Raw genomic sequence first — 24421 nt, 5'->3', positions numbered from 1 at the left:
GGTCGTCCTGGCCGACACCCTCCATAAATACGCGAACGGGGAAGCAGGGCTACTGGACGTCGCCTTCGCCGCCCTCGATTGCATCCCCGGCATGAAGGGCCTCACCAGTCTCCGCGGCCTCGCCAAAGGCATGAAGGGCCTCAAGACCGGGCTCAAAGGACTGGCCCTCGGCGCCAAGGGGCTGGGGAAGGGCGCACGTCACGGTGCCCGGAGCATGAAGAAGCTCTTCACTTGTGGTGACCCGGTTGACGTGTCCACCGGCGAGATGGTCATGTCTGCCACCGATGTTTCTCTGCCCGGTGTCTTGCCTCTTGTTCTTGAGAGGAACCATCGAAGCAGCCTTCGCTCCGGCCGCTTCTTCGGTCCGAGTTGGTCCTCCACGCTCGATCAACGCTTGCTGCTGGATGCGACCGGCGTCCGGTTCGTGGTCGACGACGGAATGGTGTTGCACTATCCCGTCCCTGAAGCCGGCCTGCCCGTTCTGCCCGTGGAAGGCCCACGCTGGCCCCTCGAATGGGATGGCTCTCAGGACGGCTGGATCACGGTGCGGCGTCCTGACGACGGGCTCACCCTCCGCTTCCGGCCGTTGACCGGCGGGCCGCCGGGGGAACTTCCGCTCGCCGAGATCAAGGATCGTCGCGGCAACACCGTCACGGTCACGTACGGCCGGGACGGGCTGCCCGTCGAGGTCTCGCATCACGGTGGGTACCGGGTCGGTGTGGCGACGGAAGCCGGACGCATCACAGCGCTGACACTGAACAGCGCCGCCGACCGACCGACGCTCGTGCGCTACGCGTACGACGAGCAGGGCAACCTCGCGGAGATCTACAACTCCTCCGGCCTGCCGCTTCGGTTCACCTACGACGCCCACCATCGCATCACCGGCTGGGACGACCGCATCGGCAGCTGGTACCGCTACACGTACGACGACGCCGGACGATGTGTGGCCTCGCGGGGAATCGAGGGAATTCTCGACTACACATACGCCTACGACGACGTGAACCACACCACTGTCGCCACGAACTCCCTTGGCCACAACACTCGGTACCAGTTCAATGATGCTTTCCAACTGATCGAGGAGACGGACCCCTTCGGCCATCTGACGGCCAGGACTTGGGACCGATACGACGCCCTTCTGTCCCAGACCGATCCGCTGGGTCAGGTCACCGAGTTCGCGTACGACGATTTCGGCCGGGCCACGTCACTACGTCTCCCGGACGGTTCGCTCACCACGACCGAGTACGGAGCCCTCGGGCTACCCGAGCGCATGGTGGAGGACGACGGCGCGGTCTGGCTCCAGCGGTACGACGGCGGCGGCAACCTCATCGAGGCCGTCGACCCGGCGGGTTCGGTGACCCGCTTCACGTACACCGAGTACGGAGGCCTCGCCTCGCACACCGACGCCGACGGGCACGTCCGCACGCTGACCTGCGACCCCGTCGGCCTGCCGCTGTCGTTGACCGACTCGCAGGGAGCCACCACGGCTTGCGTGCGTGACGCTTTCGGACGGGTCTCGGAGTTGGTGGACCCGTCCGGGCGACGTACGCGAATGGGCTTCACCATTGAGGGATGGCCTACCTTCCACGAGCACACGGACGGCAGCCGTGAGACGTGGGAGTGGGACGCGGAGGGCAACGAACTCGCGCACCACGATCCGTTCCGGGGCACGACACAGCACGAGATCGGTGCTTTCGACCTGCCTGCGTCACGCCGGAACCCGGACGGCTCAGTGCACCGGTACGTCTATGACACTGAGCAGCGCTTGATCGCCGTGACCAACCCCGAGGGACGTAGCTGGACGTACGACTTCGACGCCGCGGGCCGCCTGGTCGCCGAATCGGACTTCGATGATGTCACCCGGACGTACAGCTACGACGAAGCGGACCGGATCGTCGGGAGGGAGAACGGGGCAGGGGAGGCCGTCGACTTCACCCTCGACGCCGTCGGGAACATCATTGAGCGTCGGACACCCGACGGTGAGGTGTCCACATACCGCTACAACGCGGCCGGCCAGGTCACCTGGGCCCGGAACGCGACCGCTGAAGTGACCCTGGAGCGTGATCCGCTCGGCAGAATCACCAGGGAGACCGTCAACGGGCGGGCCGTTGTCTCCCAGTACGACGCGCTCGGGCGCCGCACTGCGCGTGGCACCCCATCAGGTGCGGTTTCCCGATGGGCGTACGACACGGAGAGTCGGCCGACCAGTCTGGTCGTCGGCCCCCATGCGCTGCTGTTCCGTTACGACGGTGCGGGCCGCGAGGTGGCACGCAGTCTTGGAGCCGGGGCCCTCCTCGCTCAGCGGTGGCAGCCGGACCACAACCTGAGGGAGCAGAGCGTGCTCCGGACCACCGGTCAGGCACGTCCGGCGGATGCTGATGGTCACGGCAACCCTGACGTGTTGGAGCGCCGCCGCTATGCCTATGCACCCGGTGGCCTGCTCTCCGCCGTCGACGAACTTCGCACCGGTACGCGGGACTACACGCTCGACAGGTCGGGCCGTGTGACGGCCGTGGATGGCCCCGCCTGGCACGAGCGGTACGGCTATGACGCCATGGGCAACATCTCGTCCGCGGGTACGGGAACGTCCCCGGCTGTGAACGCGGACGTGCGTGAGACGCGGGGAACCCTGGTCAAGCGAACGGGCCGCTCGACCTACGAACACGACGCCGAGGGGCGGGTCGTCAGGCGGATCCGCCGCACGCTTTCGGGGCTGCGGAAGATCTGGACGTACCGGTGGAATGCCGAGAACCGACTGGTCGCCGTCGAAGCACCGGATGGCGGCACCTGGACCTACGACTACGACGCCCTCGGTCGCCGTATAGCCAAGCGGAAGGTCTCCGGCGGTGAAGGGCCAGAAGACCATGTCATCTTCGTCTGGGACGGCGAGTACTTGGCCGAGGAGTCTTGCGTCAACAGCGGGGCGACCCGGACCTGGGACTACGAGCCGGAAACGCATACCGCTCTATTCCAGCTTGATCAGAATCCCTCGCAGGACGCGTTCGACGAGGAGTTCTATGCGATCGTTGCCAATTCGGTAGGGACGCCGACGGAACTGGTATCGGCGAATGGTGAAATCCGCTGGCGCAACAGCACGTCCTTGTGGGGAGAGCCTGCGGGAACGGGGACGAAACCCGCAGAGGCGTCATGCCCCCTGCGTTTCCCGGGCCAGTATTTCGACGCGGAAACCCAATGGCATTACAATTTCGCTCGCTATTACGACCCTGAATCAGTCCAGTACACGTCCCCTGACCCCCTGGGGTTGACACCCCAGGACAACAACCACGGGTTTGTACTCAACCCGCTGGCATGGATCGACGCCCTTGGTCTCGCGCCCTGTCTGAAGACTCTGGCGCGCAAGGCCTGGCAGATGCGGAACAACCAGGGCGGGTACCTCGTCTACCATGGCCTCGATGCCAACCAAAACATCATCTATGCGGGCATCACCAACAATCTGGCCCGTCGAGAGGCTCAGCACGTAGCCAAGAACTATGGGATCGCGCAGCTAGTTCCGGTGCCCGGGGCCGTCGGTCTCAAGAAGTGGCAGGCAAGGGCGATCGAGCAGGGCCTCATTCACGATGTCCGTGCATCGGGACTGAGTAGGAGTAAGAACGGTGTACCCATCGGTCAGATCAACTCCATATCCCCGAAGAGGTCGCACTTCGATGCGGCTCTGAGGTGGGGACGAATATTCATGGCCTGACGTCATTGGTGTCTGGTCAGTGAAAGGGATGCTGGTAATGGAATTGAAGAAGATGAAGGGCCAACGCAGGCAGCATGCGCCTGGTGACGTGTTCGTGCTTCAACTGGAGGACGAGAGCTATCGTTTCGGCCGCATCGTCAAGGTGGGGGAGACGACCAGGGAGGCGCGTTTCCCTGGCGGCATCCTCGCGTACCTCTACGACATTCCGTCGGCCGACCAGACACCTGATCTGACGCAGCTCACGCCTGACCGGCTGCTCATGCCACCGTTCTTCACTTTGGGTTGGGTCTGGCACAAGGGGTATTTCCGTACGGTGACACATGCGGAACTGACTCCGGACGACCTGTTGGAGCAGCACTGCTTCTATGACGCGTACTACAAGGACTACGTCGACGAGAACGACCGTCGTATCCCTGAACGGGCTGAACCCTGCGGCGTTTTCGCCCTTTCCAACTTCGAGTTCTTTCAACACGAAGTCGAATCGGCACTTGCCGGCAACCCGGTGGTGGGCCCTCAGCGGGCAGAGAAGTAGGCCACGTATCACGATGATGCGGGGCGGCGATCCGACGCTCACACCGCCGCCGCTCCATGGAGCCGCCGGCGCCGCCCTGGAGCGGTTGCACGACAGGTCGGCATGGCCCATGTTCACCGTGTCCGGACTGACGGACTCCCGTGCCCTCGTCCTCGCCTCCGACGATGAGGACCGCATCGGCCCCGGCCTTTGCTGGCCGGAGCTGGCGGCTTCTGCCTGGCCCAGCGCTTGTTGGAGGGGCACCCCATGGGGGGGTGCCCAGGCCTGGACGTACACGTCGATGAGCGAAGCTGAATCTGCGACGGGGAGCACAGCCCCCGCCGAGTGCCGCTTGGGCTCCAGCATCAAGTCGAGGAGTCGCTCGCCGGTCGTCCCATCGTCGGCAGTCAACGGGCGGGGGGGCGGGCAACCTTCCCCCCTCCGCCCGCCTGACCAGTGCGTCAGCTGAGCTCAGCTCAGGCTCAGCGCCGGTTCAACCCCCGCTTCACCTTCTTCCCCGCCGCCGACTCATCCAGCGTCTTCCACAGCTTCGACGAGCTCGTCGACGCGTACACACCCGGAGCCCCCTGCGCCCCGCACCCATCGCCGTATGACACGACGCCGATCTGGATCGGGGCCCTGCGGCCGGGTACGTCGCGGAAGATGGGGCCGCCGCTGTCGCCCTGGCAGGAGTCCTTCGTCTCGACTCCCGCGCAGAAGTTGACCTTTGAGTCGTACTCCCCGTAACTCGTCCCGCATTCCGCGTGGGAGAGAATCGGGACCTTTACCTGGCGCAGGCGGTCCGGGGTGTTGGGGAGCTCCGTGTCCGTGTTTCCCCAACCCGTGACCGTGGCCTTCTGGCCCGGACGGATCAGGGCGTCCGTGCCCTGCGTGGGGAGGGCTATCGGCGAGATGCCCTTCACCGGCTTGCTGAGTTGGATGAATGCCACGTCATACGCCTCTTGGCCCTTGAGGTAGCGCGGGTGCACCACCACGCCGCCCTTGGCCACATTCCGTACTTGGCCCTGGCCCGAGGCAGAGAGGACCGTGCGGCCCACCGCCACCTGGAGCTTCTTCGGGCTCAGTGGCTTGCCCGCGTCGTTCACCAGGCAGTGCGCCGCCGTCATGACCGTGTCCGCCGTGACCAGGCTGCCGCCGCAGAACTGACGGTCCAGTGCGCTGCCTGATCCCTTGTCCATGACTGCGGCCATGAACGGGTAGGCGTCGTTGGAGACTTCGGTGCCTCCGATGATCGCGTGCGCGGTGGTCGTGCTGGTGGCCAGCATGGCAAGTGCCGCCGTCGCTACGCCGGCTGCCGCCATGGTCTTGCGTGACGCCCTACGTGAGGTACGGCGTACGTGCGAGGGATGCGCGGGATGCGAGGGCGCGGGAAAGGAAAGTCTCATGGGGGTTGAATTTCTCTTCCGTGTCGAGCACAGCAGGAACATCTGTCGCGGTACGTCGACTGACCCACCATTGCTGCGGCCTTGACGTACCGGAGTGTGAGACGGGGGAGGAGGGGTGAGGGTTCAGCGGGTTCACCCGGGAACCACCGCCATCCCTCCCGGCGTCATCCGTCCGGCTGACGGATCAGATGTTCATCGGCCACCGCACCGTAGGTGTTCCGCATCACCGCGCCCTGCGAACGCCCGTTGCACAAAGGGCGGGTATTCGCGTATGCACATTTCTACTCGCCTCCCCGGATCCCGGAATGCGTGGGAACCATGGAGCACGGATTGCGCGTGGATAACGATGAGGGGTGCGGGCCGTGGCAGTCTCAGCGCGCCTTGAGGGGCTTATGTGCTGCTGATACGGTGCGATGACTTGACACTGTGCCTGGGGCTGAATAGCCCGCCCGAGGCGGGCGAAGAGAGTCGCGAGTGTCTGAAAATGACCGAAACTTCTTGGGCGTGCGGGGAGCAGTTGCGTGAAGATCCAAGAGCGTACGGGGGCGGGCAGCAACCGTTCCGCCGCGCCGGTTCAGCCAGCGGTCGGTGAGCGCCTTCCCGCGCCGCCTCGCGAGCGCAAACCGGCCCTCGCCGCCCTGGCCGTTCTGCTCATCCTCGTCGGCGCCCTCGGTGCCACCGTCCTCGTGCTCCGCGCGGGCGAGCGAGTGGAGGTCGTGAAGGTCACGGCGGACATCCCCGCGGGGGAGTCCGTGAGCGACAGCAACGTCACCTCCGTCATGGTCGCCGACGACGCGAGCATCAACTACGTCAAGTGGTCGCAGGTCGACGGGCTGAAGAAGCTGAAGGCCACCAACACCATCCCCAAGGGTGCCGTGGCCGTCGGTGAGATGTTCTCCAGCAAGAGCGGCCTGCCCGCGGGCAAGTCCGCCGTCGGCGTCTCCCTCAAGGAAGGGCAGTACCCGGCGCAGGGCCTGAAGACCGGTGACACCGTGGACGTCTACCAGGTCGGCGACTCCGCTTCCTCCGGGTCCAGTGACGACAAGGAGACCGGCGGCTCCGCCGGGACGGGCGCGAGTGACTCGCCCATCGTCTCCGCCGCCCGCGTCAGCTCCGTCGCGGACAAGAGCGACGCCACCGTGAGCACCGGCGCCCTCGGCGTCACGCTCCAGGTGGACACCGCCGACGCCGCCGCCGTCACCAGGGCCGCGTCCGCGGGCGCCGTCTCTCTCGTCCAAGTGTCTCCCAACGGCAACTAGAGGCGAGTAGAAGAGACATGGCGCTCATTGCTCTCGCCGCCGACAAGGGGTCTCCCGGCGTCACCACCGCAGCCGTCGCGCTCGCAGCCGTCTGGCCGCGGCGCGTCCTGGTCGCGGAGACCGACCCCGCGGGCGGCGACCTGATCTACCGCAGTGCCGCCGCGCACGGCGGACCGCTCAACCCCAACACCGGGATGCTCAGCATCGCGGCCACCGCGCGCCGCGGCCTCGTGCCCGATCAACTCTGGGACCACACGCAGCCGTTGTCGGGCGGGCTCGAAGTCCTCGTGGGTCTTGGCGTGGCCGAGCAGGCCGCCGGGCTCGCGGGCCTCTGGCCGACTCTCGGCCGCGCCTTCTCCCAGCTCGCCGACTCCCCGCATGCGCCCGCCGATGTGATTGCTGATTGTGGTCGCATCAGTGGGGACACCCCTGCCGTCGAGCTCTTCCCGCAGGCGGCCCTCGTGCTGCTCGTCTCGCGGACCGAGCCCGAGGCCATCGCGCGCGTACGCGACCGTGCCTCCGCACTCGCCGCCAAGCTGCACGGCGGATCGCGTGGGGCCGCCTCGCTGGCGACCCCGCTCATCGGCGTACTCCTGATCGCCGACCCCTCGACCTCCGCCAAGCTCGTCCACCAGGTCAACGACATGCTGGTGGCCGCGCAGACCGGCGCCCGCGTCGTCGGCACGCTCGCCGACGACCCGGCGGGCGCCGAGCAGCTGGCAGGCCGCAAGCGCGGCAGGCTCGACAAGTCGATGCTGATCCGCTCGGCCCGCAAGGTGGCCGTCGACCTGTACCAGCAGTACGGCGCCGCCTGGGCCAACCCGGCCGCGGGCACGCAGCGCATGCATGGCTCGCAGGGCATGCACGGCGCGCAGGGCATGCAAGGCACGCAGGGAACGCAGGGCATGCAAGGCACGCACGGGGCCGGCCGATGACCGTGCCCGTCGATCACCAGCTGGTGAAGCGGTTCCGGCAGGACGCCGGTGACCGCATCGCCGAGCAGCGCCGCCTCGACCAGGTCTCCGGCGTCACCCCCATGTCGGGCGAGGACGAGCGGCAGTACGCCCGCGCCGTCATCGCCCAGATCCTGGAGGAGTACGCCCGGATAGAGATCAACGCCGGGCGCACCCCGCTGGACGCCGAGACCGAGGAGAAGTACGCGGCCGCCGTGCACGCCGCGCTCTTCGGCGTCGGACGGCTTCAGCCGCTGCTCGACGACCCCGAGGTCGAGAACATCGACATCAACGGGTACGACCAGGTCTTCGTCGGATACGCCGACGGGCGCGAGGCCAAGGCCGACCCGGTCGCCGAGACCGACGAGGAGCTCATCGAGCTCATCCAGATCCTCGGCGCCTACTCGGGACTCTCGTCCCGCCCCTTCGACTCCGCGAACCCGCAGCTCGACCTCCGGCTGCCCGACGGCTCGCGTCTGTCGGCCGTCATGGACGTCACGCGGCGCCCCGCGCTCTCCATCCGACGTGCCCGCATGGGCAAGGTCTTCATGTCGGACCTGGTGGGCAACGGCACGGTGACCCCCGAGATCGCGCACTTCATGGCGTGCGCGGTGCGGGCCCGCAAGAACATCATGATCGCGGGCGCGACGAACGCCGGAAAGACCACGCTCCTTCGGGCGCTCGCGAACGAGATCCCGCCGCACGAGCGTCTGGTGACCGTCGAGCGAGCCCTGGAACTCGGCCTCGACCAGTACGCCGACCTGCACCCGAACGTCGTCGCCTTCGAGGAGCGCCTGCCCAACTCCGAGGGCCAGGGCCAGATTTCGATGGCGGAGCTCGTGCGCCGTTCACTCCGTATGAACCCCTCCAGGGTCATCGTCGGTGAGGTCCTCGGCGACGAGATCGTGACGATGCTGAACGCGATGTCGCAGGGCAACGACGGCTCGCTCTCCACGATCCACGCCAACAGTTCGAGTGAGGTCTTCAACCGCATCTCGACGTACGCACTCCAGGCCACCGAACGGCTGCCCATCGAGGCGAGCCAGATGCTGGTGGCCGGAGCGGTCAACTTCGTCGTCTTCATCCAGCGGCGCAACAACTACCAGACCGGCGGCAAGCTCCAGCGCATGGTGACCTCGGTCCGCGAGGTCAACGGCGTCGACGGCCGCGTCCTGTCCAGTGAGGTCTTCGCGGAGGCCGCCAACGGGCAGGTCCTCGCGCACGCGCCGATAGCTTGCATGGACGACCTGGCCGCGTTCGGCTACCGCCCCGCCGGGCAATGGGGGTGAGCACGACATGAACTCACTGGAGCTTGCTGCTCTGGGCGAACTCGGCTCGATGGGCGGCCTTTTCTCGCTGCCCGTCCTGTACGCGCTGGGCTGCGGCCTCGCGGTCGGCGGTGGCCTCGCGGTCCTCGCGATCGCGCTGCGCGGTCTGCCGGTGAAGCCGGACCACGAGAAGCAGAAGGCAAGCGAGCGGATGAGCGAACTCATCCGGTTCGCGGGCCGCCGCGGCTCGCTCGCGATCGGCGTAGGCCTGGTGGTGCTCCTCCTGACCCGCTGGGCGGTGGCGGGCATCGCGTCCGGCATCCTCGTCTTCTTCTGGGACAAGCTCTTCGGCGGAGCCGCTGAGGAGCGCGCGCAGATGAAGCGCGTCGAGGCCCTCGCCGCCTGGACGGAGTCGCTGCGCGACACCATCGCGGGCGCGGTAGGCCTGGAGCAGGCGATCCCCGCTTCGGCGCGGGCGGCGGCTCCGGTGCTGCGTCCGCATCTGGACGCGCTGGTGGACCGGTTGAGGGCTCGTACCCCTCTTCCCGAGGCCCTTCAGGTCCTCGCCGACGAGATCGACGACGCGTCGGCGGACATCATCGTGGCGGCACTGATCCTGAACGCGAAGCTGCGGGGCCCTGGCCTGCGCCAGGTGTTGGGTGCGTTGGCCAAGTCGGCCCGCGAAGAGGTCGACATGCGTCAGCGCGTGATGGCGCAGCGGGCGTCGACGCGGCGGTCGGTGCAGATCGTGGTCGCGGTGTCGATCGCGTTCGTCCTCGGCCTCTCCATCTTCAACCGCGACTTCGTCGCGCCGTACGGCACGCCGGTCGGCCAGCTCGTACTGGCCTGTGTCTGCGGCCTGTTCGCACTCGGCTTCTGGTGGCTGCGGAAGCTTTCGACGGTGGAGACGCCGGACCGCTTCCTGGTCCGGGATGAGCCTGGGGTGCAGTTCGTGCGGCCTCGGGGGCCGGGGGCGGGGCCTGGAGCCGGGCCTGGTGCCGGTGAGCAGCAGGCGCCGTTGACGGGGCCGGCGGGTCCGTACGGCCAGCCTGGTCAGCCCGGCCAGCCCGGTCAGTCCGGCTACTCGAATCCGGAGGGGGTACGCCGATGAGCCTGACGATGCCGATAGTGATCGGCGCCATCATGGGCCTGGGCATCTATGCCCTCGTACGTGCGCTGATGCCCTCCAAGCGGAGTGCGGTCGCCACCGTGGCGCGGATCGATGCGATGCGGGCTCGGGGGGCGGCGTACGAGTCGCACCGTTCGCCGGCCGGTGACGGCCAGAAGGCCGGCCGACTGGATTCGACGCGCGCCCGGGTGGGCGAGCGGGTCGCCGAGTTCTACCTCGAGCAGGGCTGGGAACAGCGCTCACTGCGGGCCGACTTGGCGGTGCTCGACCGGAGCTGGGAGAAGTTCCTGGCGACGAAGACGCTGCTGGCGGCCACGGGGGTCTTCTTCGGGCCGTTCATGTTCGCCATCATCTGGACCCTGGGGGTCGGCCGCAGTCCGATCATCCCCGTGTGGCTCGCGTTGATGTTCGGCGTTCTCTTCTTCTTCCTTCCCGACCTCGAAGTGCGCAGGGACGCCGCCAACAAGCGGCGCGACCTGCGCCGGGTCATCGGCGCCTATCTGGACCTGGTGTCGATGAGCCTGGCGGGTGGCCGGGGCCTCCCCGAGGCACTGATGGCGGCGGCGGAGATCTCCGACGGATGGGCGACGAAACGTATCCGAAGTGCTCTGGCCGATGCGCGTATCACCGGCATCAGCCAGTGGCAGGCTCTCGGCTCGCTCGGCGAGCAGCTGGGTGTCGAAGAGCTCAAGGACCTGTCGGCTTCTCTCGGCCTGGTGGCCGACGACGGAGCCAAGGTGCGCGAGTCGCTCGCCTCCCGTGCGGAGACGATGCGCCACCGCGAAATGGCCGAGATCGAAGGCAGCGCGGGCGAGAAGTCGCAGTCGATGCTCGTCGCTCAGCTGCTTCTCTGCGCGGGCTTCCTGGTCTTCCTCATCTTCCCGGCGGCGATGCGTGTGTTCCAGGTCTAGCGAACTTTTACGGCGACGGACGGGCCGGCCGACGGGGGCGGCCCGACAACTCCCCCCACTCCTGAGAGGACAACTCACCATGAATGGACGGAACTTCAACACCGGCATCCCGGCTGTGGACTTCCTTGTCACCTTCCTGAAGGGCCGCGTGCAGCGTGCCCGCTCGGGCGAGCTCGACCGCGGTGCGTCCGCGGTCGAGTGGGTCATCATCTCGGCGGTCGTCGTGGCGATCGTCGGCGTGGTCGCCGCCGTCATCAACGGTGCCCTGAAGGGCGGCGCGGAAGACGTCAAGGACTGCATCGAGGGCGCGGACGCTGACGGCACCTGCTGATCAGGCATTGACCGGGGAGCGAAGGCGGGGACGAGTGCGAGGGCGCGTGAAGCGATGGGTGCGCCGCAGGGTGGAGGCAGCCTCCACCCGCGGTGAATCCGGCATGACTGCGATCGAGTTCGTGCTGCTGACTCCGGTCCTCTTCTTCATGATCTTCGCGACGGTGCAGTTCGCGCTGTACTTCTTCGCGGACCATGTCGCCCAGGCCGCGGCCCAGGCGGGCGCGCGCAAGGCCCGTGCGACCGCCGACGAGAACCCGGGCGGCTGGCGGGGCGATGCACGCGACGTGGTCGGCGACTACATCCAGCAGCTGGGGCCTCAGCTGGTGCTCAGTCCGGACGTGAAGACCGTCGAGCCGAAGGCGAACACGGTCGGCGTGGAGATCACCGCGAAGGTGCCGTCCGTCTTTCCCGGCCTCGACATGACGGTGCGCGCACAGTCGTCCGGACCGGTGGAGCGGTTCGTGGAGGAGGGGGAGGGCGGCTGATGAGGAACGCATGGGCACGTGCCCTTCGTCGGCCCCGCGCGCTCGACCTCAGGACGGACCGCGGCCTCTCGACCATCGAGGTGGTCATCCTCGCCCCCGTGATGATCCTCTTCATCCTGATTCTGGTGGCCTTCGGTCAGCTCGTCGACGCCCGGGGAGGCGTTGACGGCGCGGCACGTGACGCCGCGCGTGCCGGCTCGATCCAGAAGGACCAGGGCACGGCGATGAACGAAGCGAGGGCGGCGGCAGAGGCCGATCTCGAAGGCATGTGCGTCGGGCCGATCGGCGTTGCCCAAACGAGCAACGGCTTCGAATCCGGCACGTTCTTCACGGTCGAAGTGAGCTGTCAAGTAAGGGGCTTGGGCATCCTCGGCCTCGACATGGAGACGACGCTGAAGGCCAGCTTCAGCTCCTCGCTGGACCCCTACCGGAGGTCGGCGTGAGTATCGCTCCTCGTATACGTGCATGGGCCGACGCCCGCCGCGAACGCCTCGACGACCGTGGCTCGGGCGCGGGCGCCGTCATCATCTTCGCGCTCGTCTTCCTCTCGCTCTCGGCCTTCGTCATCGACGGCGGCCTGTCCATCTCCAAGCGGGAGAGGGCCGCCGACATCGCGGAACAGGCCGCGCGCTACGCCGCGCAGGACCTCGACACCGAGGGCATCTACGAAGGTGCCAAGGGCGCACCCATCAACTTCGAGAACTGCGGTGCGCGAGCACAGCAGTTCGCCCGCTCGGCGGGCATGCGCGGCGCGGACGTCGCGGCGACGCACTGCGTGACGGCGAACGCGAACCAGGTCGAGGTCGAGGTTCAGATGACCTACAGCCCGGTGTTCACCGGGATGTTCTACGGCGGTGACGTGACGGTGCATGGGCGCGCGGTCGCGGAGAACGCGGTCGGCTGAGTGTCGGACGGCCGTCCGCGTCTCGGCCCTGCCTCCGCCCTGCCTCCGTCTACACCTCGGGTTTCCACTGGGTTGCTGTCACCACGTAGGAGCGGAGATTGTCGTTCTCCGGCTCCTTGTTGACCTTGGTGATCCACAGGTGAGTGACGGGTCCGTCGCTGGACTCGACGCAGATGCCGGTGTGCACCTTGAGGAGCGAGTCGTTCCGGATCTTCTTCAGCGGGATGGGGTTGGGCAGGTTGGCCTCGCGCGCGGTGGCGCGGCACGCGCTGGGGGTGGGGCGTTCCTCGGTCGTGACGCTGAACGCGCCGCTTTCGTCGGCGAGGCGGATGCCGTTGCTGCTGAGGGGGTCCGCGCAGTCCTCGTACGTGATCCGAGGGCCGGAGGTCGCCGCCAACTTCTGATTGAGGTGGAGTTCCAGGTCATTGATGTTGAGCTCGGTGACGTCAGAGGGCCGGCAACTGGCGTCGTAGCCGACGTCTTCGGAGTTGGGGTCGTACTTGGGCGCCCGCAAGGTCAGCGGCTTGTTCTGGGCGCTGACCTGCCACCCCGCTTCGTTCTTCGGAGCGTCGGCCGCCTTCTCCGGCTTGTCCTCCGCCGACGCGTCACCGGTGCCACCAGGTTTGCCACCGACCTCTGAACTGGACTGGCCACCAGCCGAGTTGTCATCCGTACCCCCCTCGCCCCCCAAGAGCTGGTACGCGGCGACGGAGCCACCCCCCACGGCGAGCACCCCCACAACGGCAAGCGCGGCGATGAGCGGCGTACGGCGACGCTTGCCGCCCGTGGTCGGGGCGGAGGGCGGCGCATAGGCGGGCGCGGTCGGCGCGGCGGCGACGAAGGCGGCGCCCGGGGTGTGTGCGGGCTGGGTAGGGACGGCGGCGGCGTACGCGAAGCCGGGGGAGTGTGCGGGCTGGGTCGGAACCGGCGGCACGACAGCGTGCCCCGCCGCTCCCGGAGCCCCCGCAGCTCCGGCTCCCCCCGGAGCCCCCGCAACCCCGGAGTCACGCAGCAGCATCGTCTGCTCCCGTTCCTGCTGCGCGATCTGCTGCGCCACGGCGGGCGGTAGCCACCAGCCCTCCTGGCGGGCGAGCCCAGAAGTACCCGCGAGCGTGGCGCACGCCTCGACGAGCTGGGCAGGGGTGGGCCGGGAGCCGGGCTGCTTGGCAAGGCAGGCAGCGATCAGGGGGCGCAACTGCTCCGGGCAGGCGGAGAGATCGGGCTCATTGGAGACGATGCGATACAGCAGCGCGTGCGAGGAGCCGTCGCCGAACGGATGCTGCCGGGTCGCGGCGAAGTAGGCGACGAGACCGAGCGCGAAGACGTCGAGGGCCGGGGTGACGTCACCGCCCATGGCCTGTTCGGGCGCCATGTAGGCGGGCGTGCCGAGGCGTACGTCCGTGCCGGTCAGCGCGGTGGTGTCGGCGGCGCGGGCGATGCCGAAGTCGATGACCCGGGGGCCGTCGGCGGCAAGGAGGACGTTGGAGGGCTTGAGGTCGCGGTGGATGACACCGGCGGCGTGGACGCTCTGCAGGGCTTCGGCGATGCCGGCCATGAGCTGCAGGACGGTCGGTACAGGCAGCACTCCGTGCTGGTACACCGCGGAGGAGAGGGAAGGCCCGGGAACGTAACTCACGGCGAGCCAGGGCTCGGGCCCCTCGGTGAAGCTGTCCAGTACGGGCGCGGTGTAGGGCCCCTGCACGCGCCGAGCGGCGGTGACTTCCTGCGCGAAGCGCTGCCGGAACTCGGGGTCCTGCGCGTACTCCCGCCGCACGACCTTCAGGGCCACGGGCTGGCCGCCGCGGGTGTGCGACAGATAGACCACGCCCATACCGCCCTCGCCCAGGCGGGCGCGCAGACGGTATCCGGCTATCTCGCGGGCGTCGTCCGGCGCCAGCTCGTCCATGGTGGGTCCTCCCCGAATCGTTGGGGGCCATGCTACGGAAGGGGGTTGTGGGGCTGGGGTGCGGTGCGGCTCGCGGCTGCCGGGCTCCCCGGAGGCCCAGGGGGCCCTGGAGGCGCCCAGGGGACATGGAGGTCCAGGGCTCCTTGCCTCATCCGCCGCGTCCACCCGGAGGGTCACCTGACTCATCGGACTTTCACTCCGGGGGTGGTGGATCATCTGGTGACCTTCGGCGGGGGCGGCAGGTTTTACCGCCTGTCCCCCTTTGCTGGAGGTAGGTCCGGATGCGTACGAGAGTGATGTCGCCGCTGGTTGGTGTGGCAGTGGCAGCGGTACTGGTGGCTGGGTGCGGTGGAAGCGCGGAGCCCGAGGTCACTGATGAGATCGCCGGTGTGGGCGAGGGGGCGGAGGCCTCACCCGAGACGTCCCCGGCGGACGACGGGATCGTGCGCCCCAAGGTGTCGCTGCCGCAGGGCGACAAGCTGGTCTTCAGTCCCCGGTCGACGGGCGACGCGAGAACTGACGCGGTGTTGCGTGACAACGCCGAGTACTTGCGCGCCATCGACGCGGCGATCGGCGATCAGCACCCGAGGTCCAAGGCGGTGGCCTTCTACAGCAAGGGCTCGGCCTACTTGGACTCGGTGGACTGGATCGGCGGCTTCGTCGAGGAGGGCACCACAGTGACGGGCACGGTGCGCTATGTCGGTCGCGAGGTGTCGTTCAGCGAGGACGGTTCGGCTGGGCTCACTTACTGCGGGGACGAGTCCAAGGGCTACACCAAGGACCTCAAGACCAAGAAGGTCAATGTCACCCCGGTCACGAAGGATTCGTACGTCTTCTACAACGACCGGTTGAGGAAGAACGCCAAGGGCGTGTGGCAGGTCACCAAGAGCGTTTCGGAGCGAGGCAGCAAGGCCTGCCGCCCATGAGCGTTCACCGCACCGCAGCCTTCGCGTTGACCGTAGGCACCACCTTGCTGATGGCGTTGCAGGCGGCACCGCCGACGTGGGCCAACCGAAGCAACGACGGAGGAGTCGGCAGCGAGGCGAAAGGAGGAGCGAACGGCCGCGTCATCACCGCGCAGACCAGTGTGCAGACCTCGGTTCACGGTGCCGGCGCAGACCACGTCTCCATCACCGGCTCACTGTCCCCAACGGGGGTCGACTGGACGCCCCCAGCATGCTGGTACGAACCCGCGTTCTCTCCGAAGGAGATCCAGAGCACCGTCAAGGCATGGCGCACCTTCGGGGCGAGCGCTCCGCTCGTCGGCGGGATCGGCTACGCCATCAGCGACGCTCTGGAGCACCGCTACAAGGACGGCCACCCGTACAAGAACTTCAACCTCTCCAAGCAAGGCGAGGGAATGTTCTGGGCGGCGGTGGTCAACCCGAACCGCGAGGGTGACCCCGAGGCGACGTCGTGCGACCGGCAGCCCTTCTGGGTGGACGAGGGCAAGACCCCCGAAGAACCCCTTGCCGCCTCTCCGGAGACCCTCGCCGCGTACGCGTACGACGAACTCCCCGTCCCCGGCACCGAGATCAAGATGGCCCCGCGCGGCAGGTCCACGGTGAACCTGCCGACCTGGGTCTGGCTGGACAAGGCCAGGTTCAAGAAGATCACCGTCACCGCGAGCCTGCCCGGCACGGGCCTCTCGGCGACGACGACAGCCGAGCCGGAGTCGTTGCGCATCGACCCGGGCACGCCTGACGCGACCCGCTTCCCCGCGTCGGGAGGGTGCGCGATCCGCGAGGGCGGCGGCATCGGGGAGCCGTATGCGCGGGGCAAGGCCGATGAGGTGCCGCCGTGCGGGGTGACGTACTTGCGCTCCACGGCCACGGACGACGCGTACGCCCTGCGGGCCACGCTCACGTGGAAGATCCGCTGGTCCAGCAGCACGGGCGAGGGCGGCACGCTGCCGTCCGGCTCCTTCGGGGCGACGCAGCGGATTCCCGTACAGGAGATCCAGTCCGTGAACCGCTGAAGCCCCTGAAACAGCTGACCCAGGCGAGGTCCAGGAGCCCTTCACGGCAGACAAGCTCAAGACCGACGGCGACGAACTCGCCCACTCGATTGCAGCTGTTGAACAGATCCAGCTGAGTTGATCTCACGGTCGAATGGCCTACGCCCTCTACGCCGCAGCCGTGGCGAGGGACGCTGCGCACTCGCGGCAGTGGCCCGGCTCCGGGGCGCGGAAGGCGCGGTCGCAGTGGTCGCAGTTCTGGAGGGGGTCCGGGCGGGGCGACGGCTGGGCTGGTGGGAGTTGGGGTGGGAGGAGCTCCGTCAGGCGGTGGGCCAGCAGGGCCGCCGGGTGGTGGATCGGGGTGGTGGGGAGGCCCGCTGTGAGCGTACGGCTTACCGCTTCCGGGGTGATCCCTCGGTCCAGCCAGGCGGCGGCTGCCGGGGCGAGTCGGCGTACGTCGCGTTCGGCGAGCAGGAGGCGGGGGTCGTGGCGGCGCAGGTCGGCGAGGAGAGCCGTGGCGGGGCGGTGTGCTTCGGGGGGAGTCTCGTTACGAAGGGCTGGGGTGGTCGGCCTCGGTTGCGGCGGCATCCTGTGCGCTGTGGGTGCCGTAGGTCGTGAACTGACCTTGGCCCTTATCGCGGGAGGGTTGTTGTACGACACCGTTCGCGTGATCACCTGGCCCGACGGCAGACGCTCCCGCGTGCGGGCCAGGTAACCGTGGGTCTCCAGTTCGCGCAGCGCCGCGGCGATGCGGACCTCGCCTTCGGCGAAGCGGCCTGCCAGGCACTTGATCGTGACCTTGGCGCCCGCGGGCAGCGACTGGATGTGGGCAGCCAGGCCGATCGCCGTGAGGGAGAGCTCACGGTGCTGGGTGAGGTGGTTGCCGACCACGGTGAAGCGCTCCGGGTGGCGACGGTTGTCGTGCCGGATGCCGGAGGTGGGAACAGAGGGCAGGGCGCACGAGGGCGCGTTAAGCTGCTGGTTAGTCATCGGGAAGGTACTTCTTCCTCGGTGTCAGGCCCTCGCCTCGGGATGCCAGTCCCGGCGGGGGCCGTCTCATGTCTGTGGTTGTCGAGGCTGAGCCTGCACCGTGAACTGGCAGAAACGCCAGTTGAGTTGGGGTTGATCACCCGTGCGGGTGATGGCGTGGGGTTTGGGGAGGGTTGGAGGGGTTCTTTCCCTCGTTTCTTACGTCTTTGATGCCCCGCCCCGCCGGGTGCTGGTCCACCGGGCCGTGGAAGCCTCGATCCGGTCGCGTGGTGGGGTGGGAGACGGCGATTTCCGCCCAGACCGTCTTGCACGGGGGCGGGCCCAGCTCCGTACCCCATCGGTCCGCCAGCGCTGCGACCAGGAGCAAGCCTCGGCCCGACTCCGCGTCGTACAAGGCAAGTTCAGGGTCTTCCGGTGGGCGGTGATCCGCTCTCGCGTCCGTCACCTCGATACGGAGCGTGTTCGTCTCGGTGAGCGTCAGGGACAGTCGGAAGCTCCTGCCGGGTACGTGACCGTGCAGCGCGGCGTTGTTTGCCAGCTCCGCGACGATGTGCTCCGGCGACTCGAACGGCCGTCCCCACGACCGGAGTTGCTCGGCTGCCAGCAGTCGTGCCAGGCGGGCTCCTCTACGCGTGGCGGACAGGAGGATCGTGAACTGGCGTGCGGGGATCGCGGCCCCGAGCCGGATGGTTTCTTGATTCACGTCACTCAGCGTGGCCGTGCGTGCGTACCGTGAATAGCGGTGCGGGCTGTGCGTACCGCGTTTGTCCGGCGCTTGTCCCGGCTTGTCCTGGCTGTCCCGGGTGACGTCTGGGTACGAGTGCGCGTTGAGTTTGGACGGCACGTCGGAGGTGGCGCGGTGGACGTGGAACGCGATGGTGCGAGGCGTAACGACGCGGCAGATGACCCGGGTTGGGACGTCGACCCCGAGGACGAGATCAGCGCGGTGGTCGAGGCGGTCGGTCACCATCTCAAGCTGCGGCGCGAGGCGGCGGGCCTCCGCGTGGCCGAGTTCGGTGAGGCCATCGGGTACGGGGAGGACCTGATCCGGAAGATCGAGCGCGGGGCGCGGATTCCTCGGCCCGAGTATCTGGACAAGGTGGATGAGGTCCTTGGGGCGGGTGGGCTTGTCTCCGCGATGAAGAAGGAGATGGAGAAGGCTCGGTACCCGAAGAAGGCCAGGGATCTGGCGAAACTGGAGGCGCAGGCAGTCGAGATCGGCCTGTACAGCAACCACAACATCCATGGGCTGCTGCAGACGGAAGAGCACATGCGGGCGTTGTTCGAGATGCGGCAACCCGCCTTCTCGCAAGATGAAGTGGAGCGCGGCGTCGCCGCGCGGATGGGCAGGCAGTCGATCTTCGAGCGGTCACCCGCGCCAGCTCTCAATTTCGTCCAGGAAGAGGCGACGCTGCGACGCACCATCGGAGGGAGGATGGTGCTACAGCGACAACTTGAACGCCTGGCAGAAGTAGCCCGGTTTCGGAGCGTCACGCTTCAAGTGATGCCGCTCGATTGCGCGGGCCATGCCGGAATGGGAGGGCTGATCGAAGTGCTGAAGTTCTATGACGGCACGGCAGTCGGGCGCTCCGACGGGGCGTTCGGCGGCCACCCTGTCTCCGACCCGAAGCAGCTCAGGATCCTTGAGTTGCGCTATGGGATGATCCGGGCTCAGGCTCTCACGCCGCGGGAGTCACTGGCCTTCATTGAACAACTGCTGGGAGAGACATGATCCGCAGGGCTACTGCCGGGGACGCCTCCGGACTGGAGTGGTTCAAGAGCAGCTACAGCAGCAGCAGCGAAACGGACGACTGCGTCGAGGTAGCCAACACCCCCGCCACCATCCACATCCGCGACTCCAAGTACACCCGGGGCCCCAAGCTGGCCTTCGCCCCTGCCGTATGGGGCGCCTTCGTCACGTACGCATCCGGCAGCTGACTACGAAGCCCGGCCGGCCGTCCGGCGGCTAGTCGCCCTTGTCGCCGCCGCCGTCCTTCCCCTTGCCGCCCTTCTCGCCCTTGCCACCCTTGTCCTTCACGCCCTCGGAGACATCCTTCGCCAGCTTGTCGTCCAGCTTCTTGAACTCGCGGACGACCGCGTCGGACATGTCGGCCAGGGCGTCCAGCTGCTGGGTGATGTCCTCGCGGCCGTCCTCCCAGTTGGACTCGAAGTCCTCCAGGGCGTCGTACACGCCGCCGTCGCCGATGTCGTCCTTGTAGGACTCGAAGGTCTTCTTCGTGCGGTTCATCCGGTCCTTGACGGACCGCAGCCGGCCTCCGTAGTCCTCCAGGTCACTGAGCGGGAGTGCGAGGTCGCTCTTGCCCTTACCGGCCATGGTCATGTCCCCCTCGGGTAACTCGCCCTGTTCCGGCCATGGTTGACGGGGCGACATGTGAGGTTTGTCGGAGTCAATGCCACTCGTCGGGATCAAGCTCGGCCGCCACGAACCCCTCCCCCGTCGTGACGACCAGATCGGGCTGCCGCACTGTGAGCGCGATTCTTTCCTGGTCGAATGCGTCGAACTCGAAGATGAAATGCTCGGCGACCGCAGGCCGCTCCAGGGAGAATCCGTCGAGGTCCACCGCCGAATTTGTCCGGTCTGCTCCCTGGCACAGGACCGAAACGAAAAGGGGGAAGTGTTCCGTCTCGAGCAGACGATCTGCCTCGTGAATGATGCCCGCGATGCCGACGCGACTAGTGACCGCGCCGCACAGATCGTCCAGGCAGTCCACCAATGCGTCCCAGTTCCTGCCGTAATAGCCGGGGAACTGAAGAGTCTCCGCGAATGCACGGTGGATGCCCTGCTCGGTCATCAGGTCTGACGCCGAGAAACGGTAGACATGACCGCCTTTCGCCTCTAGGGCGGACAGTTGTCGTTGGACTTCAACCGTCCCGCGGGGGACGAAGATGACCCAAGGGGCTGAGGTCCCGGTGACATCGAAGCCAGTCATTGTTTCCGCATCATCCCGTGAATTCGCCGACATAGTAGAACGTTCCGTAGTGGTCCGGAGTGTAATACGCAGGGCCGGGCCCGTCCTTCGGGGTCAGGAGTCGCTCGGTCCCTCTGATCTCGTCTCCGCAGCCCGGTGCCCTACAGCGCGGGAGATCGACCTTCGCGTTCACGTCCCACTCCTTGTACTTACCCCCTGGCAGTTGGCTTTTGTTGTTACCCCAGTTCTTGTTTCCATGGTAACCGTCGACCTTTCCGATGCCGTCGGTCCTGCCGTTGACCTTGTTCAACATGTCCGAGGCTCGCTGGGGCGCGGGGCCGGGCATGAGGCCGGGCCCGTCGGGGCTGCCGGTGTCGCCGCCGTGCTTGTGACATAGGGGCGCGAGCCCCAGCGGGTCGGACCACGTGTGGGGGTTGTGGACGTAGGCGACGGGGTTCGGCGCGGGGAGCAGGCCGAGGGGGTCGGGGCTGGTGTAGCGGGCCGTCTCGGGGTCGTAATGACGGTGATGGTTGTAGTGGAGGCCCGTCTCCGGGTCGTGGTACTGGCCGGGGAAGCGCAGCGGGGTGTACGCGCTCGCGTCGCTGTTCCAGACCGTGGTTCCCCAGAGAGTGGATCGGGTGTACCAGGCGACATCCCCGTCTGGGGAAAGCAGTTCGATCGGGGTGCCGACGAGGTCGGTGACGATGGCGAAGAAGCGCTCGTCGATGGTCGCCTGGGGCGCGTCGGCAGCCCAGATGCGTTCGGCCTGGGTCACTGGTGAGAGCTCGTCGTGGTCCCACGTGAGCGTGGTGCGCAGGCCCTCGTTGCCTTGCCCGGAGGCCTCCCCGCCGCCCTGCCCGGCGTCCCACACCGTGGTCTGCTCCGTGGTCTGTTCGCAGAGCGTGTTGCCGTCCCAGGTGAAGACGGTGCGCTCCAGGACGGTCTCCCCGTCGACGGCGAGGCGGAGCTTGCCGGTCCGTCGGCCCAGCGGGTCGTAGGTGTAGCGCCAACGGTTGCCGTCCGGTGTGGTGGCCGCCGTTAGCCGGTCCTCGGCGTCCCACTCGTAACGCCAGACGTCGGGTTTGCGGGAGAGCCGGGACTTGCGGCGCATGACCATACGCCCCTGGACGTCGTGCTCGTAGTGGACTCCGCCAGCCCGGGTCAGACGCGTTCCCGTGTACGTGCGCGGTCCGGTTGCCTCGTGGCCGGGATGCTGTGCCGGCCACGCCGCCTCGGTCTGGTTTCCCGCGGAGTCATAGGCATAACTCTCCCTCCAGCCCGCCGCGTGTACCGCCGTGACGCGGCCCTGCGCATCGAGGTCGAAGCGCCGACTGCCTGTGCGGGAATCCCTCACATCAGTGAGGTAGCCGTCCGGGCGGTAGGCGTAGGAGCGTTCCCCGACCCGGCGGTTGCCGGGAACCGTGCTTTCCTGCCTCACCAGTCGGCCGACGCTGTCGTAATCGCGAGTGAGGGCGAGGGTCCGGTCGATGTTGCGGGCAACTTCGCGGTCCGCGGCGTCGTGCGTGAAGTCGATGGTGTGGCCCGCCGTGGTCAGCCGGGATGTGCGCCCCGCGGCGTCGTACTCCCAGGTGCTGCGGGAGCCCGAAGGGGTGGTGCGCAGGGTGCGGTTGCCGACGGGATCGTAGGCGAAACGCATGGTCAGGCCGTCGACGGTCTCGGCGATGCGACGGCCGACCGCGTCGAGTTCCACGTGCAGGCTGCTGTCCGGACTGATGGCTCCGATCAGTGAACCGTTCGCGGCGTACGTGTAGGTGGTGGTCGTGCCGTCCGCTTCCTTGGCGGTGGTCTGCCCCAGCGCGTCACGCCTGTAGCGGATCTGTTGGCCGAGAGCGTTGGTCCGGGAGACGAGAAGCCCGGCCGCGTCGTAGCCGTAGTGCGCGGTACGCCCGTCGAAGTCGGATTCGGAGAGGATCCGGCCCGCTGGGTCGTAGGTGTAGTTCCAGGTCAGCCCCTGAGGGTTGGTCACCTGGGTGAGCTGGAGTCCGGCGTCGTGTGTGAAGGTGAAGCGCTCGCCGCCGGGGCCGGTGCGTGCGCTGAGGCGGTCGAAGTGGGTGTACTCGAACGTGGTCGCCTGACCGGCGGCGTCGAGATGGCGGAGGCAATTGCCTTCGCCGTCGTACTCCCAGGTGGCGTGCGACCCGTCCGGCTCTGTGCGGCGGGTGATCAGGCCCTCGATCGTCCATTCCAGGCAGGTGCGGTGGCCGAGAGGGTCCGTCACCGCAGTGGTCAGGCCAAAGGAGTCGTACGCAAGGTGCGTGGTGCCGCCGAGGCTGTCGGTGATGGCCACCGGCAGACCGGCGGCGTTGTTCGCGTAGGCGGTTGTGCGGTCGGCGGCGTCCCGGGAGCCGGTGAGGCTGCCGTCCGCCCCGCGCGTGAAGTTCGTGGTCGCGCCGAGGGGATCGGTGATGGCGGTGACGTTCCCGCGCTCATCGTTGGCGAACCGCCACGAGGCGCCGCCCGGCAGGTCCATGGCCGTGGGGACGTGCAGCTCGTCGTAGGAGATGCGAATGACGGTGCCGTCGGGCCGGGTCACCTCGGTCGGCTGCCCAGCCTCGTTGTTGGCGAAGGCCGTGGTGTGTCCGAGCTGGTCCGTCTTGATGGCGAGGCTCTGGTGGGCGTCGTAGGTCATCGTGATAGTGCCGCCGAGCGGGTCGATCTCGGCGACGACCAGGCAGTCGTCGTCGATAGCGACACGGGAGGTGGCGCCTTCTGGGGTGGTGATCTCGGTGATGCGGCAGCCAGGCCAGGCGGGGTCGGTGAGGTCATAGGTGAAGGTGTTGGACATGTGTCCGGCCATGCCCTGCTGAGCGGTGCAGCGATCGTGATCGTCGTAGGTGTAGTCGTAGCAGCTGTTGTTGGTGTCCTCCCAGGCAGTGATGCGCAGCTGCCCGTCGTAGGTGAACTTCATGGGCAGGCCTGAGGAGTTGGTGACAGCAATGAGGTTGCCGTCGGTGTAGTCGTATCGCTTGATAAGGATGCTCGAGGTGTCCTCGCCCGCTTCCGCGCCCTTCATGCTGAGCGCGGTGACCCTTTCGTCCTCAACGGTCAGGGTGAGGTGGTAGCCGCCGCTGTGGCGGATAGCCAGCGGAGTACCCTCGGCGTCGTGGTCGATGTCGATGGTGTTGTGGTTGCGGTCCGATATCCGGGTGAGCAGCGCCACGTCGTCGACAGGCGGGGCAAAGCGGTGGCATTGTCCGGTCACCGGGTCGGTGATCTGGTAGCTGCTGTCTTCCAGGCGTTCCAGCGGCCAGTGCGGACCCTTCTCCGGTAGTACGGGGGCTTCCGACGCTTCGGGATGCGGATAGGCGAGGAGCATGCCGTCCTCGGTGACGAACACGACACCGCCCTCGTCGAGCTCCAGACGTTGGTCGATAGTGGAGGACCAACTCGGCCCGAACCAGCCGCCGGAGCGGTATCCGGAGGCGACACGGCGAGTGAAGGCCAGCGGTAGTGTGCCAGGCAGAGAGACGTCGGTCTCCTCCAGGAACATCTGCCCGGTGGCCACGTCGACCGGGTCACCGCAGCCCTTGATCTTGCTCTTGACGCGGTTGTATGCGCCCTTCGCGCCCTTCGTGAGGGCACCACGGGCTGATGTGAGGCCCTTCAGGCCGCCCTTGAGGCCTTTCATACCTTTGGCGAGGCCGCGGAGGCTGGTCAGGCCCTTCATGCCGGGGATGCAGTCCAGGGCGGCGAAGGCGACGTCCAGTAGCCCTGCTTCCCCGTTCGCGTATTTATGGAGGGTGTCGGCCAGGACGACG

The 24421-nt window shown here is 67.6% G+C and carries 22 protein-coding genes; 15 read left to right on the top strand and 7 right to left on the bottom strand.

Going from position 1 to position 24421, the window contains the following annotated elements:
- The first annotated feature begins 91 nt into the window (after nucleotides 1-91).
- Together AC5P1C_RS41885 and AC5P1C_RS41880 are read left to right on the top strand one after the other, a co-directional pair.
- Entirely contained in the window at nucleotides 92-3700 is a 3609-nt protein-coding gene (locus AC5P1C_RS41885) for a DUF6531 domain-containing protein (protein WP_493871258.1), read from the top strand.
- Nucleotides 3701-3737: 37 nt separating this feature from the next.
- Nucleotides 3738-4232 (top strand): immunity 26/phosphotriesterase HocA family protein, encoded by a 495-nt coding sequence (locus tag AC5P1C_RS41880; RefSeq protein WP_493871257.1) that lies wholly within the window; start codon nucleotides 3738-3740, stop codon nucleotides 4230-4232.
- Nucleotides 4233-4693: 461 nt separating this feature from the next.
- Here AC5P1C_RS41880 and AC5P1C_RS41875 read toward each other — a convergent pair whose 3' ends face one another.
- Entirely contained in the window at nucleotides 4694-5497 is an 804-nt protein-coding gene (locus AC5P1C_RS41875; protein ID WP_493871256.1) for a S1 family peptidase, read from the bottom strand.
- Between the two features lie 641 nt (nucleotides 5498-6138).
- On the opposite strand from AC5P1C_RS41875, the gene AC5P1C_RS41870 reads away from it, so the two are divergent.
- The 9 genes from AC5P1C_RS41870 to AC5P1C_RS41830 all read left to right on the top strand — a co-directional run bounded on the left by AC5P1C_RS41870 (nucleotide 6139) and on the right by AC5P1C_RS41830 (nucleotide 12859).
- The gene (locus tag AC5P1C_RS41870) at nucleotides 6139-6876 is read left to right on the top strand and encodes an RcpC/CpaB family pilus assembly protein (protein ID WP_493871255.1); all 738 of its coding nucleotides are present in this window, start codon (nucleotides 6139-6141) and stop codon (nucleotides 6874-6876) included.
- Nucleotides 6877-6893: 17 nt separating this feature from the next.
- Nucleotides 6894-7811 carry a hypothetical protein gene (locus tag AC5P1C_RS41865; RefSeq protein WP_493871254.1) on the top strand — a complete coding sequence of 306 codons (918 nt, stop codon included), beginning with the start codon at nucleotides 6894-6896 and terminating at the stop codon, nucleotides 7809-7811.
- Nucleotides 7808-9118, top strand: coding sequence for a TadA family conjugal transfer-associated ATPase (locus AC5P1C_RS41860; protein ID WP_493871253.1), 1311 nt, complete (start codon nucleotides 7808-7810; stop codon nucleotides 9116-9118). Before AC5P1C_RS41865 ends, AC5P1C_RS41860 begins: the two co-directional genes overlap by 4 nt.
- Nucleotides 9119-9125: 7 nt before the next feature.
- Nucleotides 9126-10208 (top strand): type II secretion system F family protein, encoded by a 1083-nt coding sequence (locus tag AC5P1C_RS41855; protein ID WP_493871252.1) that lies wholly within the window; start codon nucleotides 9126-9128, stop codon nucleotides 10206-10208.
- Nucleotides 10205-11137: a type II secretion system F family protein gene (locus AC5P1C_RS41850; protein ID WP_493871251.1), complete on the top strand. Its 933-nt coding sequence runs from the start codon at nucleotides 10205-10207 to the stop codon at nucleotides 11135-11137. The genes AC5P1C_RS41855 and AC5P1C_RS41850 overlap by 4 nt, the downstream gene beginning before the upstream one ends.
- Before the next feature lie 79 nt (nucleotides 11138-11216).
- Nucleotides 11217-11468 carry a hypothetical protein gene (locus tag AC5P1C_RS41845; protein ID WP_493871250.1) on the top strand — a complete coding sequence of 84 codons (252 nt, stop codon included), beginning with the start codon at nucleotides 11217-11219 and terminating at the stop codon, nucleotides 11466-11468.
- Between the two features lie 103 nt (nucleotides 11469-11571).
- Nucleotides 11572-11955 (top strand): TadE family protein, encoded by a 384-nt coding sequence (locus AC5P1C_RS41840; protein WP_493871249.1) that lies wholly within the window; start codon nucleotides 11572-11574, stop codon nucleotides 11953-11955.
- Nucleotides 11955-12398: a TadE/TadG family type IV pilus assembly protein gene (locus AC5P1C_RS41835; protein WP_493871248.1), complete on the top strand. Its 444-nt coding sequence runs from the start codon at nucleotides 11955-11957 to the stop codon at nucleotides 12396-12398. The genes AC5P1C_RS41840 and AC5P1C_RS41835 overlap by 1 nt, the downstream gene beginning before the upstream one ends.
- Entirely contained in the window at nucleotides 12395-12859 is a 465-nt protein-coding gene (locus AC5P1C_RS41830; protein ID WP_493871247.1) for a TadE/TadG family type IV pilus assembly protein, read from the top strand. The genes AC5P1C_RS41835 and AC5P1C_RS41830 overlap by 4 nt, the downstream gene beginning before the upstream one ends.
- A 49-nt stretch (nucleotides 12860-12908) precedes the next feature.
- Here the strand turns inward: AC5P1C_RS41830 and AC5P1C_RS41825 are convergent, their stop codons facing one another.
- Nucleotides 12909-14765 (bottom strand): serine/threonine-protein kinase, encoded by a 1857-nt coding sequence (locus AC5P1C_RS41825; RefSeq protein ID WP_493871246.1) that lies wholly within the window; start codon nucleotides 14763-14765, stop codon nucleotides 12909-12911.
- A gap of 320 nt (nucleotides 14766-15085) precedes the next feature.
- On the opposite strand from AC5P1C_RS41825, the gene AC5P1C_RS41820 reads away from it, so the two are divergent.
- Complete coding sequence (locus tag AC5P1C_RS41820) at nucleotides 15086-15691, top strand: hypothetical protein (RefSeq protein WP_493871245.1); 606 nt, start codon at nucleotides 15086-15088, stop codon at nucleotides 15689-15691.
- Entirely contained in the window at nucleotides 15688-16743 is a 1056-nt protein-coding gene (locus AC5P1C_RS41815; RefSeq protein WP_493871244.1) for a hypothetical protein, read from the top strand. Before AC5P1C_RS41820 ends, AC5P1C_RS41815 begins: the two co-directional genes overlap by 4 nt.
- A 147-nt stretch (nucleotides 16744-16890) precedes the next feature.
- Here AC5P1C_RS41815 and AC5P1C_RS41810 read toward each other — a convergent pair whose 3' ends face one another.
- Both AC5P1C_RS41810 and AC5P1C_RS41805 read right to left on the bottom strand, forming a co-directional pair.
- Entirely contained in the window at nucleotides 16891-17712 is an 822-nt protein-coding gene (locus AC5P1C_RS41810) for a helix-turn-helix domain-containing protein (protein ID WP_493871243.1), read from the bottom strand.
- Between the two features lie 136 nt (nucleotides 17713-17848).
- Entirely contained in the window at nucleotides 17849-18415 is a 567-nt protein-coding gene (locus tag AC5P1C_RS41805; RefSeq protein WP_493871242.1) for an ATP-binding protein, read from the bottom strand.
- 156 nt (nucleotides 18416-18571) lie between these two features.
- On the opposite strand from AC5P1C_RS41805, the gene AC5P1C_RS41800 reads away from it, so the two are divergent.
- Together AC5P1C_RS41800 and AC5P1C_RS41795 are read left to right on the top strand one after the other, a co-directional pair.
- The gene (locus AC5P1C_RS41800) at nucleotides 18572-19444 is read left to right on the top strand and encodes a helix-turn-helix domain-containing protein (RefSeq protein WP_493871241.1); all 873 of its coding nucleotides are present in this window, start codon (nucleotides 18572-18574) and stop codon (nucleotides 19442-19444) included.
- The gene (locus AC5P1C_RS41795) at nucleotides 19441-19650 is read left to right on the top strand and encodes a DUF397 domain-containing protein (RefSeq protein WP_493871240.1); all 210 of its coding nucleotides are present in this window, start codon (nucleotides 19441-19443) and stop codon (nucleotides 19648-19650) included. The genes AC5P1C_RS41800 and AC5P1C_RS41795 overlap by 4 nt, the downstream gene beginning before the upstream one ends.
- Nucleotides 19651-19678: 28 nt before the next feature.
- Here AC5P1C_RS41795 and AC5P1C_RS41790 read toward each other — a convergent pair whose 3' ends face one another.
- The 3 genes from AC5P1C_RS41790 to AC5P1C_RS41780 form a co-directional block, all read right to left on the bottom strand.
- Nucleotides 19679-20053 (bottom strand): hypothetical protein, encoded by a 375-nt coding sequence (locus AC5P1C_RS41790; RefSeq protein ID WP_493871239.1) that lies wholly within the window; start codon nucleotides 20051-20053, stop codon nucleotides 19679-19681.
- Nucleotides 20054-20120: 67 nt separating this feature from the next.
- Entirely contained in the window at nucleotides 20121-20663 is a 543-nt protein-coding gene (locus AC5P1C_RS41785; RefSeq protein WP_493871238.1) for a barstar family protein, read from the bottom strand.
- Between the two features lie 10 nt (nucleotides 20664-20673).
- A partial coding sequence (locus AC5P1C_RS41780; RefSeq protein WP_493871237.1) for a DUF6531 domain-containing protein occupies nucleotides 20674-24421 on the bottom strand: 3748 nt, incomplete at its 5' end.

Source organism: Streptomyces sp. A18 (assembly GCF_059026065.1).
The sequence above is the reverse complement of the archived record's forward strand: the minus strand, read 5'-3'. Positions and strand labels throughout refer to the sequence as shown.